General features: G+C 42.6%; 18 protein-coding genes. 1 reads left to right on the forward strand and 17 read right to left on the reverse strand.

Features of this window, described 5'->3' with window-relative positions:
* Nucleotides 1-15: 15 nt before the first annotated feature.
* Genes lspA through G5B12_RS05250 form a run of 6 tightly spaced genes read right to left on the reverse strand, consistent with a single transcriptional unit; the run spans nt 16 to nt 5,257 of the window.
* Nucleotides 16-552, reverse strand: a complete 537-nt coding sequence (lspA, locus tag G5B12_RS05225; protein ID WP_021978036.1) for a signal peptidase II — start codon at nt 550-552, stop codon at nt 16-18.
* On the reverse strand, nt 549-1,640 hold the full coding sequence (gene aroB, locus G5B12_RS05230) for a 3-dehydroquinate synthase (RefSeq protein WP_118063860.1): 1,092 nt from the start codon (nt 1,638-1,640) through the stop codon (nt 549-551). The genes lspA and aroB overlap by 4 nt, the downstream gene beginning before the upstream one ends.
* A 19-nt stretch (nt 1,641-1,659) precedes the next feature.
* Complete coding sequence (locus G5B12_RS05235; protein ID WP_174087853.1) at nt 1,660-2,412, reverse strand: YlmH/Sll1252 family protein; 753 nt, start codon at nt 2,410-2,412, stop codon at nt 1,660-1,662.
* A gap of 4 nt (nt 2,413-2,416) precedes the next feature.
* Complete coding sequence (locus tag G5B12_RS05240) at nt 2,417-3,076, reverse strand: cell division protein SepF (protein WP_021978039.1); 660 nt, start codon at nt 3,074-3,076, stop codon at nt 2,417-2,419.
* A 24-nt stretch (nt 3,077-3,100) separates the two neighbouring features.
* The gene (locus G5B12_RS05245; protein ID WP_174087854.1) at nt 3,101-3,793 is read right to left on the reverse strand and encodes a YggS family pyridoxal phosphate-dependent enzyme; all 693 of its coding nucleotides are present in this window, start codon (nt 3,791-3,793) and stop codon (nt 3,101-3,103) included.
* Between the two features lie 18 nt (nt 3,794-3,811).
* Nucleotides 3,812-5,257: an HlyD family efflux transporter periplasmic adaptor subunit gene (locus G5B12_RS05250; RefSeq protein ID WP_244096045.1), complete on the reverse strand. Its 1,446-nt coding sequence runs from the start codon at nt 5,255-5,257 to the stop codon at nt 3,812-3,814.
* 215 nt (nt 5,258-5,472) lie between these two features.
* Here G5B12_RS05250 and lexA point away from each other — a divergent pair, with 215 nt between their 5' ends.
* Nucleotides 5,473-6,093: a transcriptional repressor LexA gene (lexA, locus tag G5B12_RS05255; RefSeq protein WP_021978042.1), complete on the forward strand. Its 621-nt coding sequence runs from the start codon at nt 5,473-5,475 to the stop codon at nt 6,091-6,093.
* Between the two features lie 196 nt (nt 6,094-6,289).
* On the opposite strand, the gene rsfS is transcribed toward lexA, so the two are convergent.
* The 11 genes from rsfS to G5B12_RS05310 all read right to left on the reverse strand — a co-directional run bounded on the left by rsfS (nt 6,290) and on the right by G5B12_RS05310 (nt 14,426).
* A complete protein-coding gene (rsfS, locus tag G5B12_RS05260) occupies nt 6,290-6,658 on the reverse strand; it encodes a ribosome silencing factor (protein WP_174087855.1) in 369 nt (122 codons plus the stop codon).
* A gap of 6 nt (nt 6,659-6,664) precedes the next feature.
* Nucleotides 6,665-7,279 (reverse strand): bis(5'-nucleosyl)-tetraphosphatase (symmetrical) YqeK, encoded by a 615-nt coding sequence (yqeK, locus tag G5B12_RS05265; RefSeq protein WP_021978044.1) that lies wholly within the window; start codon nt 7,277-7,279, stop codon nt 6,665-6,667.
* On the reverse strand, nt 7,266-7,907 hold the full coding sequence (gene nadD / locus G5B12_RS05270) for a nicotinate-nucleotide adenylyltransferase (protein WP_148446960.1): 642 nt from the start codon (nt 7,905-7,907) through the stop codon (nt 7,266-7,268). Before nadD ends, yqeK begins: the two co-directional genes overlap by 14 nt.
* Before the next feature lie 16 nt (nt 7,908-7,923).
* Nucleotides 7,924-8,214 carry a ribosome assembly RNA-binding protein YhbY gene (gene yhbY, locus G5B12_RS05275; protein ID WP_021978046.1) on the reverse strand — a complete coding sequence of 97 codons (291 nt, stop codon included), beginning with the start codon at nt 8,212-8,214 and terminating at the stop codon, nt 7,924-7,926.
* Between the two features lie 12 nt (nt 8,215-8,226).
* Nucleotides 8,227-9,519, reverse strand: coding sequence for a GTPase ObgE (gene obgE / locus G5B12_RS05280; RefSeq protein ID WP_021978047.1), 1,293 nt, complete (start codon nt 9,517-9,519; stop codon nt 8,227-8,229).
* 64 nt (nt 9,520-9,583) lie between these two features.
* Nucleotides 9,584-9,871: a 50S ribosomal protein L27 gene (gene rpmA, locus G5B12_RS05285; RefSeq protein ID WP_015525168.1), complete on the reverse strand. Its 288-nt coding sequence runs from the start codon at nt 9,869-9,871 to the stop codon at nt 9,584-9,586.
* A 5-nt stretch (nt 9,872-9,876) separates the two neighbouring features.
* Nucleotides 9,877-10,197, reverse strand: a complete 321-nt coding sequence (locus tag G5B12_RS05290) for a ribosomal-processing cysteine protease Prp (RefSeq protein ID WP_021978048.1) — start codon at nt 10,195-10,197, stop codon at nt 9,877-9,879.
* 12 nt (nt 10,198-10,209) lie between these two features.
* Nucleotides 10,210-10,515: a 50S ribosomal protein L21 gene (gene rplU, locus G5B12_RS05295; protein ID WP_015525170.1), complete on the reverse strand. Its 306-nt coding sequence runs from the start codon at nt 10,513-10,515 to the stop codon at nt 10,210-10,212.
* Between the two features lie 141 nt (nt 10,516-10,656).
* Nucleotides 10,657-11,880 (reverse strand): ribonuclease E/G, encoded by a 1,224-nt coding sequence (locus G5B12_RS05300; protein ID WP_334297790.1) that lies wholly within the window; start codon nt 11,878-11,880, stop codon nt 10,657-10,659.
* The gene (locus tag G5B12_RS05305) at nt 11,864-12,580 is read right to left on the reverse strand and encodes a TIGR03936 family radical SAM-associated protein (protein ID WP_334295259.1); all 717 of its coding nucleotides are present in this window, start codon (nt 12,578-12,580) and stop codon (nt 11,864-11,866) included. The genes G5B12_RS05300 and G5B12_RS05305 overlap by 17 nt, the downstream gene beginning before the upstream one ends.
* The gene (locus tag G5B12_RS05310; protein ID WP_174087857.1) at nt 12,555-14,426 is read right to left on the reverse strand and encodes a TIGR03960 family B12-binding radical SAM protein; all 1,872 of its coding nucleotides are present in this window, start codon (nt 14,424-14,426) and stop codon (nt 12,555-12,557) included. Before G5B12_RS05310 ends, G5B12_RS05305 begins: the two co-directional genes overlap by 26 nt.
* Nucleotides 14,427-14,680: the final 254 nt, after the last annotated feature.

The raw sequence follows: 14,680 nt of genomic DNA on the forward strand, positions 1-14,680 counted from the left end.
CATCCTCTGACCAAATCACCGTTTAATATTCAGAAATGAAAAATCATCATCTCTGTATTTGGTACACACAAACAGAATCAGAAAAATCCCACTTGCAACCACATAAATATCTGCCAGATTAAACACCGGAAAATCAATCAGGGAGAAATAGATAAAATCAATCACATATCCTCTGAAAAAACGATCAATAAAATTTCCCAGAGCACCGGCAGCAAGTACGGTAGCAATCGTAAGTAACGGCAGATAAAAACGCTCTTTTGGAATACGGATCCATGCATAGAGAATCACTCCCAGAAACAGCACACTTACAATTGCAAAGAAAAGTACACTTCCCTGAAACATTCCAAAAGCAATTCCCCTGTTTTCCGGATAAAGATAATGAAGTTCAAGTACACCGGGAATCAGCGAAATCGACAGTTGCCCTTTCAGATACAGATATGACAGCCATTTCGCCACCTGATCTGCGGCTACAAGTAAGATCATCAGGAAAATATCCCCTGCCAGACATTTGCCAGGAGACATTTTCTGATGATGGTTAACACGGCTGATCATAAAGTTATCTCCTGAATACAGGATAACAGTTCTTCATCGGTAACTGTTTTGTCAATAAAACTTTTTCCGATGCCGTCCATCAGGATAAACTTAATATGACCCTGTTCCATTTTTTTATCTTTCTTTGTTGCCAAAAGAACTTCTTCCGGAATAAGGCCATCTACATGTACAGGAAGATCATAGTCCGCACATCCCTGACGAATTTCCTGATATTCTTCTTCTGTCAAAAGTCCTCGTTTCATGGAAAGATACGCCGCAGCTACCAGTCCGGCTCCCACACACTGCCCATGAAGCAAGGTGAAATTCTTGAGTTTTTCTACCGCATGACCTACGGTGTGTCCCAGGTTGAGAAGTGCACGCTCTCCCTGCTCCTTTGGATCACGCTCCACAACACCAGCTTTGATCTCACAGCATTTGCGTACCATTCTGGCAATCCGTTTCATGTCCAGCTTTTTAATCTCTTTCTGCTCACGGCATACAAAACGGAAAAATTCTTCATCACAGATCAGTCCTGTTTTCAGGATCTCACCCATTCCACACGCAAACTGTTCTGCCGGCAGAGAAGAAAGAGTACTCATATTCATATAAACAAGACGTGGCTGATGAAAAGCTCCAACCATATTTTTATACTGCTGGAAATCTACTCCTGTTTTTCCACCAACGCTGCTGTCTACCTGAGCAAGTAACGTCGTTGGAACCTGAATAAAATCAATTCCCCGAAGATAAGTAGCCGCTCCAAATCCGGTAAGATCACCTACAACACCGCCACCCAGAGCAACAAGAAGACTTTTTCGATCAAGTCCGTTACTAATCAGTGCCTGATACAAGCTGGAAACGGTATCCAGATTTTTATTTTTTTCTCCGGCCTCAAAAGTAAACACGGAAATATCAGAGCTTACTTCACTTAAAGCTTTTTTTACAGGTGCTTCATACAATGGACCTACATTAGAATCTGTTACAATACAGATTTTTCTGTCCGCAAGTCCTTCTTCTCTCATAACCTGAGCCAGATTGGAAAAATCCTCTTCAAAACAGATTGGATATCTAAAATCCCCCTCACGCTTTACAAGTAATTTTGATTCAGCCATCGCGTTTTCCTCCTTGCTGTCAGATATAAAGCAGAATACGTACACCGAGACGTCCTTTTTTCGTCCGGCGGGATACTCCATCAAAAATAAAACGTCCTTTTTTTCGAACGGATATAATATCGCCTTCTTTAGGCTCATAGCCATTGGATGTAATCAGTTTTCCATTTACAAATACAAGACCTTCTTCAATACAATGTACAATACTGCTTCTTGACGTCCCAAAAGCCAGTGCGATCAATAAATCCAGACGTACAGAAGCACAGGTACCTGTAATTGGTGTCATTTTCGGCTGTGGAAATTCACCGGGGTCTTCTATCCTGGAAGCCACAACGGTGGTATGTCTTACACGGCACAGATTCTCCAGAAAAAAATCTGTCATTCTATGCAGGCAGAAGAAACTCGCCGTATGGTCTTCTATGAGAATATCACCCACAACACTTCTGTCAACGCCAAGGTTCAGTATTGCTCCAAGATAATCCCGGTGTGTCAAATCTTCCGAAAATTTTACTGCTTTGGGCTCCAGGCGGATGCAATCAATGGGATATTCCCATGTAAAAGTAAGAGCATCAGAATGAAAGGCTACCATCTGACGCTCTGCATTTTCATATCCTCCAAAACTTTCTGCTGTTACGCCCAGCTTATGAAAATTCTGACTGTTTAAAATATTTTGTTCATTTAAATTAAGAAAATCCGTAAATGTGGTAATATCCCGCTGATATGCCATGTTTGCCAACTCACGGATTCTCTTGATAAAAAGTTCTTCTTTATCCATGGAATCAGTAACCCACTCTTACAGATGGTACAGATCCTCCAAGGATATTCTGAAGATCACCGGTAATATCCACATTGTATGGTCCAAGTACAAAAATATAGCTGGATACCTGCTGAAGACTTCCTCCAAGAGAATAACATGCTCCAGAAGTAAAATCAATGATCCTCTGAGCAAGTTCCACATCAATTCCTTCAAGATTCAGAATCACTGTAGAATTTTCAACAAGTGTATCTGCAATCTCTCTTGCCTCTTCCATAGTAGTTGGTTTAATTACACACACTTCCATATTTACTGACTGTGAGGAACGTTTACTTGTACGCATAGGTGTGATCTTAGACGAAGGCGCTGGTCTGGAAACACGTTCCTGTTTTACAGGAGCTTTGGCAGCAGCTGTTTTTGCACTTACTTTTGGGGCAGAAACCTTCATCGGTTCTTCCTCCGGCTCATCGTCCAGAAAATCGTCTTCCTCTTCTACATTCTTTTTCTTGGAAAACTTCTCAAAGAATTTCTTCTTTGGCTTCTCTTCCATATCATCGTCATCATCGAGGAAATCGTCATCATCATAATCGTCCTCATCCTCAAGAATACTATCATCCAATAATTCGTCATCGTCATAATCGTCGTTCAGTTTGATGGCATCTAAAAATTTATCTAAAACGCCCATTTTAAATCTCCAATCTTATTAGTCTTATATTGCGTAATTTCTTGCACCGAAAATACCGGTACCTACACGCACCATTGTAGCGCCCTCCTGCACGGCGACCATATAATCTCCGGTCATTCCCATACTCAGAACACTCATAGTAACATTATTAATGTTTTTAGCTGCAATGTCAACACTTAATTTCTTGAGTTCACGGAAAATTTCACGATTTTCCTCAGCATTTTCTACATAAGGAGCAATTGTCATAAGACCTTTGATCTGTATATGTGGAAAACTTGCAATCTGTTCAATAAACGGCAAAACTTCTTCCGGCTTTAATCCAAATTTGCTCTCTTCCTGAGCTACATTTACTTCTATAAGAATCGGTACGACTACATCCTTTTTCTCTGCCTCTTTTTCTATGGTTTCAGCCAGTCGAAGAGAATCTACAGAATGAATCATCGCAACCTTATCCACAATATATTTTACTTTATTGCGCTGAAGATGTCCGATCATATGCCACTGAACATCTGACGGCATCTGATCATATTTATCCACAATCTCCTGTACTTTATTTTCTCCGAAAACACGTGCACCTGCGGCATAAGCCTCCTGAAGCATTTCCACTGGTTTGGTTTTGCTGACAGCAATAAGTGTCACCTCTCCCGGATCTCTATTTACCTTCTTACAGGATTCTTCAATATTTTTTTGTACCTGTACTAAATTTTCCGCTACCATAGCCGAAAGCCTCCTTTATTAATAGAGTATATCTTGTTCACTTACTTTATCTGCATTTTTTACAATACGGTCATATCTGACAAGTCCATTATATGTTTCTTTGGAAACAACCGCGTATTCTTCATTTTCATCCAGAATTTCAATTCTGCGAAATACAGCATACCCTTGGTTGATGCAGTAAACGCCCTCCAGAACTTCTGTATCTCCGATTACAAACTTTTCTCCGCTGTCCGGATCAATGATTGCATCGCCTTCATTGAATTTACTTTTATCAACGTAATAAATATAACTTACTTTCTGTGTTTTTTCATCCGTAGCCTCATCACGTCCGTAAATACCCGTATTTATAAACGTTGTAATGCTGTTTCCTTTTTTGTTTCTGCCTGAAAGCATAAAGCCTGACTGCTGTGTATCTTTATCCGTTGTCATATATTTCGAGGGAATTGCATAAAATTCCTTCGTTACTATAGATGATAACGGAACTTTCAGTCCGGTCACATTATTGGTAACCAGTTCTATTTCAAGGAAACGATCCGATGCATAACGGATAAGACCTTTATTGAAATCAATCTTTCCATATTTAGATCCATCAATCTCCTTAATGGAAAAATCTCCGGTCTGAGTCAGATCATCTTTTAAAAATTTAACACGTATGGATGTGCGGTCTTTCAGATTGGCAGCCTGTTTTTCACTTAACGGAATCAAAAGACTCCATCGTTCATCCGTGATAATTGTATAAATATCGTCTCCGGCATTTACCTGGCCATCTGTTTTCAGATCTGTTTCCTGATAAGAATTCTGATCAAAATCAGCTGCTGTAACGGTATCGACGGTTTTGGATTCATATCCATCCGTAGAATACAAAATAATACCGTCTGTCTGGGCACGACGTATATTCGGGTCACTGGAAGCTGTTGTTGTAGTTGTTGTAACTTCCTCCCCGTCTTCGTTCACTGTACTGGTCGTAGATACACTGGAGTTATCAGAAGCATACTGAAGAATGCTTCCGTTCAGCTGATATTTAAAACTGTATGTACTGTTAAATTTACTTGCATCAAACCCTTTGGAAAAACTCTGCATATTACTGCGGATATCCGTCAGCTCCTCCTTACTCAGAGAAGAACCGCTGCCCGCAGCCTTGGAGCTGTTTAAACTGTATACAGCTCCATTTGCATTGATCTTGGTTCCCTCTCTTGCATAATAGGTAACATACCCACCAGCATCTGCCTGTACTACATTTTCTGTCATAATAGACAATCCGGTGTATGTTTCATTCATGGACAAAGGACCTGACGGAACCTGATAGGACTCCATATGAGAAGCCGTAAGATAAAGAATCACACTGAAAATCATATAGATAAGTATCGCTCCAAACATTACCGTTCCAATGTTCAGACCAAAAATTTTACGAAGTTTTGCCAGTATTCCAGGTGTGCTGCTGGAATGCGTTTTATTATCAGGCAAATGAATGCCTCCTTTACATCTTTCATCTCTTAAAATCCGTTTTATTGTAACATTTTCTTTTCCTGAATACAAGCTCTAAAACGGGCGAACATACTTTCCGAATATCCGTTTGCTATTTTCGCAAAAGTATGTTATAATATTCAAAATATAATTTCGTGACGCTGTCATATCATATCCGGCAGCAGATAAACTTTAACCCAGGGAGGTAAATACATATGACATATGGCAGAATCAGCAAAAAACAGCAGGAAATACTGGATTACATGAAAAATGAAATTCTCAACAGAGGTTTTCCGCCTTCTGTACGTGAGATCTGTGAAGCAGTAAATCTGAAGTCCACCTCTTCTGTTCACTCTCACCTGGAAGCTCTCGAAAAAAACGGATATATTCGCAGAGATGCAACCAAACCCCGTGCAATTGAAATTATAGACGATAATTTCAATCTGGTACGCCGTGAGGTTGTCAATGTCCCACTTGTAGGTACCGTTGCAGCCGGACAGCCGATCCTGGCTGTCGAAAACATTGATGCCTACTTTCCAATCCCGGCAGAATATATGCCAAATGAACAGAGCTTTATGTTAACAGTAAAAGGTGACAGTATGATCAACGCAGGTATTTTTGACGGCGATCAGGTGCTTGTAAAACAGCAGTCCACCGCCGAAAACGGAGATATGGTAGTTGCTCTGATTGATGATTCTGCCACAGTCAAAACATTCTATAAAGAAAATGGTTATTATCGTCTTCAGCCGGAAAATGACAATATGGAACCGATTATTATCACTGGAAACCTGAAAATCCTTGGCAAGGTATTTGGAGTGTTCCGCTTCTTTTCTTAAACTGCAGTTTCCAGTTATATGAAAGCAGCAAAAATGCGGTATCTGTTTAAAGGATACCGCATTTTTTGTTCAGCTTGTTTAACCAAATCAAGTAAGTAGCGAAGCGGATTGCGAATATCCGCTTGACTCTATACGAAGTTATTCTTTGCCTTTCATGGTTTACATAATGTTTTTACAGTAAACTTTAAAACAAAATTTATTCTTCACCCTCTGCCAGAAATTCCTGTGCGTCAAGAATCTTTCCGTCTCTCCAGATTCTCTCCAGATCATAAAACAGTCTGTTTTCTTCGTCAAAGATATGAATGATCATATCACCGTAATCCATAAGAACCCAACTGGAGTTTCTGGTTCCCTCGATCTGTTTTGCCTCGTATCCGGCACGGTCAAGCATTTCATCTGCATTGTCAACCATAGCCTGTACCTGATTCTGGTTAGAAGCACTTGCGATCACAAAATAATCTGCGATCACGGAAACCTCATGGATATCAATGACCTTGATATCTTTTGCTTTTTTATCATCCAGTGCCTTGCAGGCGATCCGGACCATCTCTTTTTCGATACTCATAGAATTTTAATCCTCCTGTCTGTTGGCTGCATCCTGCATTTTTCTGTCATGGAGGTCTTTATAATAAACATAAGCATCCCTGGTCGTACTGTCGATCTCCTTGGGATTTTCCTCCAGATATTCCAGTGTATCTTTCAAAATCTCATACATACACTCATCCAGATCTTCAAAAGCGATCTTTCGAACTTTTGGAAGATTCGGGGCTTTGTCACGCATTGGTTCGATATAATCTGAGATATATACAATCTTCTCAAGAAGACTCATTCCCGGTCTTCCTGTCGTATGATACGTGATCGCTGTCAGGATCTCTTCATCTTTAATGTCATATTTACTGCTGGCCACATAAGCCCCCAGTTTTGCGTGAAGAAGAAATGGATGATCCTTTTCAAAATCTGATACCGGAATATCATGCTGGCTGCACAGTTTCAGTTTCTTTTTATTAGGAATGCACTTTGCACTGTCATGAAGAAGACCAGCAGCCTGTGCATCCTCCAGATCATAACCATAAACCATGGCAAGTGCGGCACAGGTGTACATAACTCCCATCGTATGCTCAAATCTGGCTTCATCCAGATATTTGGAAAGTTTCTTTTTTATCTTGATAAAATCATATTTTCCCATCTGAATCATTTCCTTTATATATATCGTTTTTCTCAATATAGGAAATCACAGGCTGAGGAACATAGTAGCGGAGACTCTGTCCACTTTTATGCCAGGAACGGAGAAGCTCGCTGGAAACATCAATATTCATCGTATCCAATCGGATAAAATTCCCGCTGTACTTCTGTGCCAGAAGTTCCATCTGCTGATCAAGCTCCTTTAACGGGGTATGATCTCTGGTTGCTACTACCAGCACTGCTTCCTGACAGATGCGTCCCGGTTCCCTCCAGGTATCAAAATTATAAAGGGAATCCGCACCGATAATAAAATAATATTCTGTATCCGGATTCGCTGCATTCAACTGTTCCAACGTCCGGTAAGTATACGTATAGCCTTCCTCATGCATCTCGATCAGAGACAGCTCAAAATGAGGATTGTCCTTTATGGCAAGACGAACCATTTCTGCACGCTGTTCATCGGTAGCCCGGCCTTTCCGGTTTCGTTTATGCGGGGGATTTCCACAGGGCATAAACAAAACCTTATCAAGGCCCAGCTGTTCATAGGCTTTTTCTCCCAGGATCAGATGCCCCATATGAATGGGATCAAAAGTGCCGCCCATGATTCCTATTTTTTTTACTTTTTTGCTCAATTATGACCTCCCGAAATTACGGAAGAATGATCTTTTTCTTATCCTTTTTACCTTCTCTGTAGAGAACGATCTTTTTACCGATCACCTGTACTACCTGAGATCTTGTTCTCTCTGCAAGGACCTGTGCCATTTCACGTGGGTCTTCCAGACAGTTCTGAAGAACACTGATCTTGATCAGCTCTCTTGCTGCAAGAGCTTCCTCAACAGCAGCAGTATTTTCAGGAGTAAGACCTCCCTTGCCAAGCTGAAGAATCGGATCCATGGTCATGGCAAGACCTTTTAAATATGCTCTCTGCTTACTTGTCATTTGTCATACCTCTTATTTATAATAATCAAAATCAAAGCCATACATACGAACTGTGTCGCCTTCCTGGATACCTGCTTTTTCCAGTTCTTCCAGAATGCCGCCTTCTTTCAGGAATCTCTGGAAGAACGCAAATCCCTTCTCAGAATCCAGATTTGTATAGCCAAGCATTTTTTCAATCTTAGGACCTTCCACAAGAAAGACTTCCGGATCTTCTTCACTGCGTTCCACAGTAAACGGAAGATTCTCATTTACCAGAACATCTTCAGGGAAGAATTCCTGTTCAAACACAACCGGTTTCATAGGACTCTTGTCCAGAAGCTCTTTCACATGGAAAAGAAGCTCTCTGACACCCTGTCCGGTAACTGCTGAAATCGGATATACAGAAATACCCTGCGGTTCAAATTCTGCTTTCAGCCGGTCGATGGGGTTTTCTTCTCCATCGTCGAAAATACAGTCGATCTTGTTGGCTGCGATCACCTGCGGTCTTGCCGCGATTTCCGGATTGTAAGCTTCCAGCTCTTTATTGATCTTGTGGATATCTTCTACCGGATCACGACCTTCTACGGAAGCTGCATCTACAATGTGGATGATAACTCGTGTACGCTCAATATGACGGAGGAATTCATGTCCAAGTCCCACACCTTCCGATGCACCCTCGATCAGTCCCGGGATATCTGCGATAACAAAACCGCCGTTATCCGTATCTACAACGCCAAGATTCGGGCTTAATGTTGTAAAGTGATAGTTGGCGATCTTCGGCTGTGCATTGGTCACACGGGAAAGGAAAGTGGATTTACCAACATTCGGGAATCCTACTAGACCAACATCAGCGATCACTTTGAGCTCAAGGAGAACTTCAAGCTCCTGAGCCGGCTGTCCTGGCTGTGCGTATTTCGGTACCTGCATAGTAGCTGTTGCGTAGTGCTGATTGCCTTTTCCGCCACGGCCGCCCTTTAACACGATCTGTCTGCGGTTCTCACCGGACATATCCGCAATGACCTTGCCGGATTCCGCATCCATGATGACCGTTCCTTCCGGAACTTTCAGGACAACATCTTTGCCATCGGCGCCATGACAGCGTTTTTTACCGCCCTCCTGGCCATCCTCAGCTTTATATTTTCTTCTGTGTCTGTAGTCTCCGAGAGTATTCTGCCCCTCGTCGATCTCAAAAATCACATCACCGCCACGACCGCCATCGCCGCCGTCCGGGCCACCATTCGGCACATACAGCTCACGGCGGAAGCTTACATGTCCGTCGCCGCCTTTACCGGAGCGGATAATGATCCTTGCTCTATCTGCAAACATATTACACCTCTATTCCAAAAAAAGGCTCCAAACCGGATCGATTTGAAGCCTTTTACCTATTTCATTACTCTGCGTCTACAGGAACGATAGAAACCTGTTTCTTATCGCGACCTTTTCTTGTGAATCTTACGACTCCGTCTGTAAGTGCAAATAAAGTATAGTCTTTACCGCAGCCTACGTTTTCACCTGGGTGAATCTTGGTTCCGCGCTGTCTGTAAAGAATGTTTCCGGCTTTTACAAACTGTCCGTCTGCTCTTTTCGCACCTAATCTCTTAGACTCGGAATCACGACCGTTCTTTGTAGAACCAACTCCCTTTTTATGTGCGAATAACTGAAGGTTCATCTTCATCATTGTTGTTACACCTCCTTGACTTTTACTGTCAAATATCGATTGTTATAACTACCAGCAATTTCCGTCAGACCGAGAAGTAAGGAATCCATAAGGAGCATCCCCCGTTCAGAAAGATCATTTCTGAAATGAATGGAAACAAATCCATCCTTTTCCTGCACATCAAATTTATCATCTGTAAACTTCTCAAGAGAATTTACAGTGGTAATAATCAGTGCAGACACAGCAGCACAGACAATATCCTGTCCAGCTTCCGCATAACCGGCATGTCCCTTCGAAATAAATTCTACGTAAGATCCGTTTTTCTTTCTGACTTTAATTGTAATCATGATGACACCAGATTAACCGTTAATCTTTTCGATCTTAACTTTGGTGTACTGCTGTCTGTGTCCGTTTTTCTTGTGATATCCAGTTTTGCGTTTGTATTTGTAAACGATGACCTTGCGATTCTTACCGTTTTCAACTACAGAAGCGGTAACACTGGCATCTTTTACATCTTCGCCAACTTTTAATCCGTCATTGCTAACTGCGATTACGTTGTCAAATGTTACGGTTTCACCAGCTTCTACACCGAGCTTTTCAACTTTAATTACGTCACCCTCGGCAACCTTGTACTGTTTACCACCTGTTGCAATAATTGCGTACATCTGTGGCACCTCCTAATTATTTACTCGCCAAATTCGGTGGCTTCTGTCTTAAAACTGAAGCTCTTTAACCTCTTTGTGCGGCATACTCGATTATCATAACAGCGACTTACTGTTCTGTCAATAGTTTTTTTGACATTTTTATTATTTTTTTGCAATTTCCCGGATATCTTCAATCACAGGGCGTCTTACTTTCTTTCTGGTCATTTCCAGGATGTGTAATGGCGTGATATCAATGGCCCGGCTCTTTATCGGATCCTTTCTGAGAAGCTTCTGTAAAACATGGAAGAGTTCATCTCTGTGATCCGGGTTTTCCATATTGATAAAATCGATCAGGATAATGCCTGAAAGATTCCGAAGCCGTAATTGCCGGCTGATCTCCGCTGCAGCTTCCAGATTGATCTTACGGAAAGTTTCTTCCATTTTCTTCTTTCCGGTATATTTTCCGCTGTTTACATCAATCGATACAAAAGCCTCCGTCTGCTGGATCACCAGAAAACCACCGCTATTCAGCCATACCTTTTCCTTCTGGATCGTATCCAGTGCCGTTTCCACACGATACAACTTATAAAGAGGAAGTAGTTTATCCTGATAAAAACGAAGCTTTTCTTTAAGCTCTGGACTGATCTCTTCCAGATATCCCTGAATCACTTCCCTGATCTCGGGCACATCGGTGATGATCTCATCCAGATCACGGCCATAGGCATCCCGTACAGCCGCCACATAAAATGGTTCGGTCTCCAGAACAAGGCTGAAGCAGGTACGGTTCCGTCCCTGAACCACAGCTTTATGGTAACGGCCCTTCAGCCATTCCAGTTCCTTCAGGATTTCTTCTTTGGAAGCATCTGCGGCATTGGTACGGACAATGATCCCGAATTCTTTATCCGGGCGGTCTGCTTCTTCTTTCAGCCATCCGCTGAGACGATGACGGTCTTCCTGTGTCAGTTTGGAAGACAGGCCAAATTTTTTATCTCCTGTGGTAAGAACAAGATATCTTCCTGTAAAATTCAGATTAGACGTCAGTGCAGGAAGTTTTCCCTTCATGGCATCCCTGCTCACCTGGACCAGAAGTTCATCTCCCGGCCGCAATGGTCCGTTTCCTTTTCTTCCTGCGGAAAAAACAGCTCTCTGCGCTTCCGCAAGGGGATAGTAACATCTCTTTCCAGATCCGATCTGGACAAAAGCCGCCTGGATATTGGATGCGATATTTTCAACCTGTCCGGTATAGATATTTCCAAGAATGGATTTTTCCTGATCGGATTCCAGCCGGACCTCCACAATCCGTTCCTCTTCAATAAGAGCCGCAACTGTACACGGAACATCATGGATCTCCATCCTTGTTATGATCAGTTTACTCAATTTCCTCACCTAATGATTCCAGCGTTACAAAACGCGGGCTTGCATTTTCTCCCTGGTCTGCATACATTTCCAGACGTTTCACTGTAAAGGCAAATTCCGGAAGTTCTTCTCCCAGCCATTTGAAGAATGTATTTGTTACCAGTTCTGGTTTCGTGTAATTGGAACTTGCAGATGCCAGCATATAAAAGAAGCCATTCTCCCTTACTTCCATTTTATAGATATTCGGTCGAAGATCGATTTCCTTTTCACTGCGCTTGGTCTGCTTGGTCACTTTGATCTCCGGCTGTGCCAGAAATTCTTCCACTCGGCTTTTCCATTCAATAGAAGGCTCCTTGCCCAGCCGGAACTCCACAAGGTAATCTGCTGCTGCCACCAGCGCCATCGCTTTACCAGCTTTTCCATCCTCTACCTTGCGGACACTTACGATATGCATCCCCTCTGCCATCTGTTCATCCAGACGAGCCGCAATCTCAGACGTAGCCATGTCTTTTGCCATCTCCAAGTCAAAATAATCTCCCAGGCTTTCCATTCCAACTCCAAGAGGAACTGCAAAAGACATGATCATATGGGGACTGTATCCTCCCGAAAAAGCCACTGGAAGCTCTGCACGGCGTATCGCCTTCTGGAAATAACGCATGGTATCCAGATGTCCCACAAACTTCATAGGACCCTCTTTACTGAATTTAATTCTTACCTTCAAGGCAGACACCTCCTTTAAATTTCATAGCTCCACATGCAGAACATTTCTGACGGCAGTTTTCTGTCACAACACCCTCTTTTGCACGCTGCCATTCACGCTCCAGGAATTTACGGCTGACACCAGTATCAATGAAATCCCATGGAAGGATCTCATCCAGGCTTCTTTCACGAAGTGTGTAGAATGTCATATCCACGCCACATTCAGCCATAGCTTCTTTCCAGATACCATAATCAAAATTTTCTGTCCATGCATCATAGAGAGCACCTTTTTCATAAGCTTTCAGGATCACATCTGCACATCGTCTGTCACCTCGTGCCAGGAATCCCTCCAGTGCTGTTACATCCGGCTCATGCCAGTTGTAACGGATGCTTCTCTGGTTCAGCTGTGCACGGATCTCACTCTTAACCACTTTGGCTTTTTCCACAAAATCCTGCTCTGTATACATCGGTGCCCACTGGAATGGTGTAAACGGTTTCGGTACAAAGAAAGAGGTGCTGACATTGATCTGTACTTTGCCCTTCCTCTGTTCTTTCGGAACCACTTCATAATAGGTTTCCGCGATCTTCTGAGCCAGATGTGCGATTCCCTTCATATCGTCTTCTGTTTCTGTTGGAAGGCCAAGCATAAAATAAAGTTTTACCTGATTCCAGCCGCCTTTAAACGCCTCGCCAGCGCCATGGAGGATTACTTCCTCTGTCAGTCCTTTGTTAATAACATCACGAAGTCTCTGTGAACCTGCCTCCGGTGCAAAAGTCAGGCTGCTTTTCTTTACATCCTGCACTTTGCTCATAACATCCAACGCAAAGGCATCGATCCTGAGGGACGGAAGAGAAATATTGATCGCTTTTCCATGAAACTCCTCGATCAGAAAATTCACCAGTTCTTTCAACTGAGAATAGTCACTGGAACTTAAAGAACTGAGGGAAATCTCTTCGTGTCCTGTATTTTTCAGCATGACCCGTGCGGATTCTTTCAGAGTTTCAACATCACGTTCACGGGTAGGACGGTAGATCATTCCTGCCTGGCAGAAACGACATCCACGGATGCATCCTCGCTGGATTTCCAGAGTCACACGATCCTGTGTAGCCTTGATATGTGGAACAACCGGTGCCTCCACTGCACGATATTCTTTTTCCATATCTATGATCAGCTGTTTCTGGACTTTTTCCGGAACACCTTCCTCAGTTGGTACAAAAGACGCAATCGTGCCGTCTTCTTTATAGGTAACCTCATAAAGAGATGGAACATAAATTCCCGGAATCTTAGCTGCTGCCAGAAGGAAATCTCTCCTGCTGCCCCCGACCTTCTTATTGGCCTTATAAGCATCAAAAAGAGCATCGTAAACCGTCTCGCCCTCTCCAATATAAAACAGGTCAAAAAACGGCGCCAACGGCTCCGGATTATACGCACAGGCACCACCACCGATCACAATCGGGAAATCCTCACCACGGTCCGCACTTTTCAGCGGAATCCCGCTGAGATCCAGTACCTGGAGGATATTGGTATAACACATTTCATAACCAAGAGTGATCCCAAGGAAATCAAAATCACGGATCGGCTCCTGGGACTCCAGTGCAAATAACGGGATATTCTGTTCTCTCATCACCTTATCCAGATCCGGCCATGGAGAAAAAAGGCGCTCACACCATACGTCCTCACGCTGGTTGAACATGTTGTAGAGGATCATCATGCCGAGATTTGACATGCCGATCTCATAGACATCCGGGAAACACATTGCAAAACGGATATCTACCTCATTTTTATCTTTCATGACAGAGTTGACTTCGCCACCGATATAGCGGGCGGCCTTATCAACTTTAAGTAAAATTTTATCACTTAATGCTAACTTTCTCATCTTTATCCTTTCAATTTTTTGTACATACTCAACAAAAACAGGTATATAATTTAAGGATGAGTATGCAGTTATTGTCTTTGAACAGGCTTCAAAAGTGTACAAAACTGTGAGCACTTTTGGAGCTTATCATTCATCAAAAAATCTATTTGGTCACAAACTTTTTTCAAGCTGCCATAAGAGTTTTTGACCTGGAGTTTCTGAACACCCCATAATGTTCCTATTATACCTAGATTATTCCATAAGTTCAAGCAGAT

This window comes from Blautia sp. MSK.20.85, from assembly GCF_013317245.1.
Classification (GTDB): Bacteria; Bacillota; Clostridia; order Lachnospirales; family Lachnospiraceae; genus Blautia_A.

Coding starts and splice junctions, on each gene's coding strand:
- lspA (WP_021978036.1), bottom strand. CDS start 552: ATGATCAGCCGTGTTAACCATCATCAGAAAATGTCTCCTGGCAAATGT.
- aroB (WP_118063860.1), bottom strand. CDS start 1,640: ATGGCTGAATCAAAATTACTTGTAAAGCGTGAGGGGGATTTTAGATAT.
- G5B12_RS05235 (WP_174087853.1), bottom strand. CDS start 2,412: ATGGATAAAGAAGAACTTTTTATCAAGAGAATCCGTGAGTTGGCAAAC.
- G5B12_RS05240 (WP_021978039.1), bottom strand. CDS start 3,076: ATGGGCGTTTTAGATAAATTTTTAGATGCCATCAAACTGAACGACGAT.
- G5B12_RS05245 (WP_174087854.1), bottom strand. CDS start 3,793: ATGGTAGCGGAAAATTTAGTACAGGTACAAAAAAATATTGAAGAATCC.
- lexA (WP_021978042.1), top strand. CDS start 5,473: ATGACATATGGCAGAATCAGCAAAAAACAGCAGGAAATACTGGATTAC.
- rsfS (WP_174087855.1), bottom strand. CDS start 6,658: ATGAGTATCGAAAAAGAGATGGTCCGGATCGCCTGCAAGGCACTGGAT.
- yqeK (WP_021978044.1), bottom strand. CDS start 7,279: ATGGGAAAATATGATTTTATCAAGATAAAAAAGAAACTTTCCAAATAT.
- yhbY (WP_021978046.1), bottom strand. CDS start 8,214: ATGACAAGTAAGCAGAGAGCATATTTAAAAGGTCTTGCCATGACCATG.
- obgE (WP_021978047.1), bottom strand. CDS start 9,519: ATGTTTGCAGATAGAGCAAGGATCATTATCCGCTCCGGTAAAGGCGGC.
- rpmA (WP_015525168.1), bottom strand. CDS start 9,871: ATGATGAAGATGAACCTTCAGTTATTCGCACATAAAAAGGGAGTTGGT.
- G5B12_RS05290 (WP_021978048.1), bottom strand. CDS start 10,197: ATGATTACAATTAAAGTCAGAAAGAAAAACGGATCTTACGTAGAATTT.
- rplU (WP_015525170.1), bottom strand. CDS start 10,515: ATGTACGCAATTATTGCAACAGGTGGTAAACAGTACAAGGTTGCCGAG.
- G5B12_RS05310 (WP_174087857.1), bottom strand. CDS start 14,426: ATGAGAAAGTTAGCATTAAGTGATAAAATTTTACTTAAAGTTGATAAG.